At 39.5% G+C, this 2,653-nt stretch carries 3 protein-coding genes and 1 pseudogene; all 4 read right to left on the bottom strand.

Features of this window, described 5'->3' with window-relative positions; genetic code table 11:
- A pseudogene (locus ACW6OJ_RS08045) lies at positions 1–300 on the bottom strand (ATP-binding protein); the annotation flags it as partial.
- Positions 301–304: 4 nt separating this feature from the next.
- Positions 305–1,354, bottom strand: a complete 1,050-nt coding sequence (locus tag ACW6OJ_RS08040) for a DnaD domain-containing protein (protein ID WP_455104268.1) — start codon at positions 1,352–1,354, stop codon at positions 305–307.
- 17 nt (positions 1,355–1,371) lie between these two features.
- Positions 1,372–1,851 (bottom strand): 23S rRNA (pseudouridine(1915)-N(3))-methyltransferase RlmH, encoded by a 480-nt coding sequence (gene rlmH / locus ACW6OJ_RS08035; RefSeq protein WP_293427675.1) that lies wholly within the window; start codon positions 1,849–1,851, stop codon positions 1,372–1,374.
- A 23-nt stretch (positions 1,852–1,874) separates the two neighbouring features.
- On the bottom strand, positions 1,875–2,653 hold a 779-nt coding region (locus ACW6OJ_RS08030; protein ID WP_456096274.1), incomplete at its 5' end, for an MBL fold metallo-hydrolase.

Here is a 2,653-nt window from a genome sequence, read left to right as displayed (position 1 = left end):
CTTGCAGTCATACTCCATAGACATATCCTCTTGCCTTATGCCATTTACATTCATAAGTTCCTTCTTGAGTCTAATCAGGTTTTCCTGCTTAACCTCAAGGTCTCTTATAGCCTGGCCACTTGGATCCGTCAGTATAGACTTGGTCATTTCTATACCCAAGGCTTGGATTTGCCTATTTAGGTCTGCAAGCTGGGGATACTTGTTATGTATCCTTTCTAACCTTTCCTCCAATTGGGCTGCATGAAGGTCCCTCTTGTCCTGGTATTCCTTCATTATATTTCTCATCTTCTCACTATTCATACAATCACCTGTTCTTGTTTAATTCTCTTACCAGCTTATTTATCTCATCATCGCTGTACTTATCCGATATATTTTGCGTAAAATTATGGAACTTAGTTAGGTTACTGGCCTTAGTTCCAGGCCTTTGGGCATGCCTTGTCTTATTTTTCTTAGACTTAGCAAACTCTTCTTCATCCCTTTCTAGATCCTCTATAGTTGATATTCCCTTGCTATGCCAAGATCTTATGATAGAATCAAAGTACTTTATATTTGGGTTGGACGTATTAATAGACTTGTCACAGGCCCTCAATACTAGGTCCATCGGCATCTTGTAATCATAAAACCACCTGTCTATGGCTTCCTTTTCACCTGCAGTTGCTGTCCTATTAAAGCCAAGGGCCTTAAAAACAGCCTTATAGTTTTCCTGTCTTTCCTGCCTCAATTTATCCTGTTGACTTAGGTCATCAAGGCTGGTGATTGACTGGTCAAACCAGGACCTAAGTATCCCTATAATATAATTTATTGACTTTATCTTACCATGGTCTGCTATAGACCTCTCAAAGGCCTCTACAACCAATTGTGGCGACATATTATACTTCTTACTGGCATCCAAGAGGTCTATCTTTTCATTAGGTGTCAAAATCCTGCCAGCCAGGTCTTCAATCCTATTGTACATAGTAACAAATTCTATAGAAGCCGCCTCATCTACTGTGGAACCTATTCCTTCCTGGTGACCCTCTTTTTTATCCTTTATTAGGGACCTTATATGGTCTGCCTTTATATCCAAAAATTCTATAAGCATCTTGCCATCTATATGGTGGATTTTGATGGCACCCATATTTTCCCAAAATCTCCAGGCCTCTACAACATCCTGGTCAGATATACCAAGTGTGGATGCTATGACCTCATTAGTTAGGTCTCCATTCCTTAAACCATTGCAAAAATAAGCCTCCCTATAGGCCAAGAGATATATCTTAACCTGGTCCCCACTTGCTATGGGCATAAACATGTCAAAAAATATGCTCGGTATGCTTATATCACTATATGTTTCATCTTCAATTGTCTTAAAAAACATAGGCTGGTCTCCTTTCCTTATTTATGATAGGGTTGCCCACTATTTATCCTAAAGACCCTGTATATCTGCTCTAATAATATTAACCTCATAAGCTGGTGGGGAAAGGTCATCTTTGAAAAAGATAGCTTCATATCAGCCCTGTCCAAAACTATGTCGGCCAGGCCTAAAGACCCTCCTATTACCAGGTATATATGACTGGTACCAACCAGACTCAATCTTGAAATATGGTCTGCCAGCTCTTCTGACGACAAGGACTTCCCATCTATTGCAAGGGCAATTACATAGGCCCCATCCCTTATCTTGGACAGAATAGAAAGCCCCTCCTTGTTCTTGACCATAGTCATTTCCTTATCACTAAGATTTTCTGGTGCCTTTTCATCATTTACTTCTATTATCTCTAGCTTGCAGTAGCTGGATAATCTTTTAGAAAATTCATCTATGCCAAGCTTTATATACTTTTCCTTTATCTTTCCTACAGATACAACACTAATCTTTATCATCTTTATCCCTTGTCTCCTGGCTACTTACCTAGCTGGTATAGTCGTGATATATCATCCCTCATCAAAATTTCCAGCTCAACATCTCTACCTATCTTCATCTGATTTTCTGTCAAGATATGGTTTGATGTTTCATAGGCCAAGGCTGGAAAATTATTCTCCCTGCTCAGGTGGGCTAAGAGTATCTCTTCCGTACCATTCTTAATTAGGTCAACTGCAAATTTTGCAGCATCCTCATTTGACAGGTGGCCTGTATTAGACATGACCCTCTTCTTTAGGGCATAGGTATAAGACCCCATAAGAAGCATCTCCTTATCGTAATTAGACTCTAATATTACTAGCTTTGACCCCAATATATTTTCTCTTATATCATCTGATATATGGCCGGTATCAGTTGCTATAGATAGCTTGTCATCCCTCTCATTAAAAAGACTAAATCCAACTGGATCAGCCGCATCATGATTGATAGAGAAGGGTTTGATGCACATATCGCCAAGGTCATAGGCCTTGTCATTGTCAAATATCATAATATTCGACTCCTTGACCTTGCCAATCTTGGACTCAAGGGCCAACCAGGTCTTATAGTTAAGGTATATAGGTAGGTCATACTTCCTTGATATGACACCCAGACCCTTTATATGGTCTGAATGTTCATGAGTTACAAATATACCTCTAAGTTTACTTATATCGACATCTATATCTTCAAGCCCCTTGGAAATTCTCTTACCACTCAGGCCTGCATCTATTAAAATATTTGTATCCTTGTAGCCAACATAGTGGCAATTACCACTACTACCACTAC

The organism is Peptostreptococcus sp., from assembly GCF_977045075.1.
The sequence above is the reverse complement of the archived record's forward strand: the minus strand, read 5'-3'. Positions and strand labels throughout refer to the sequence as shown.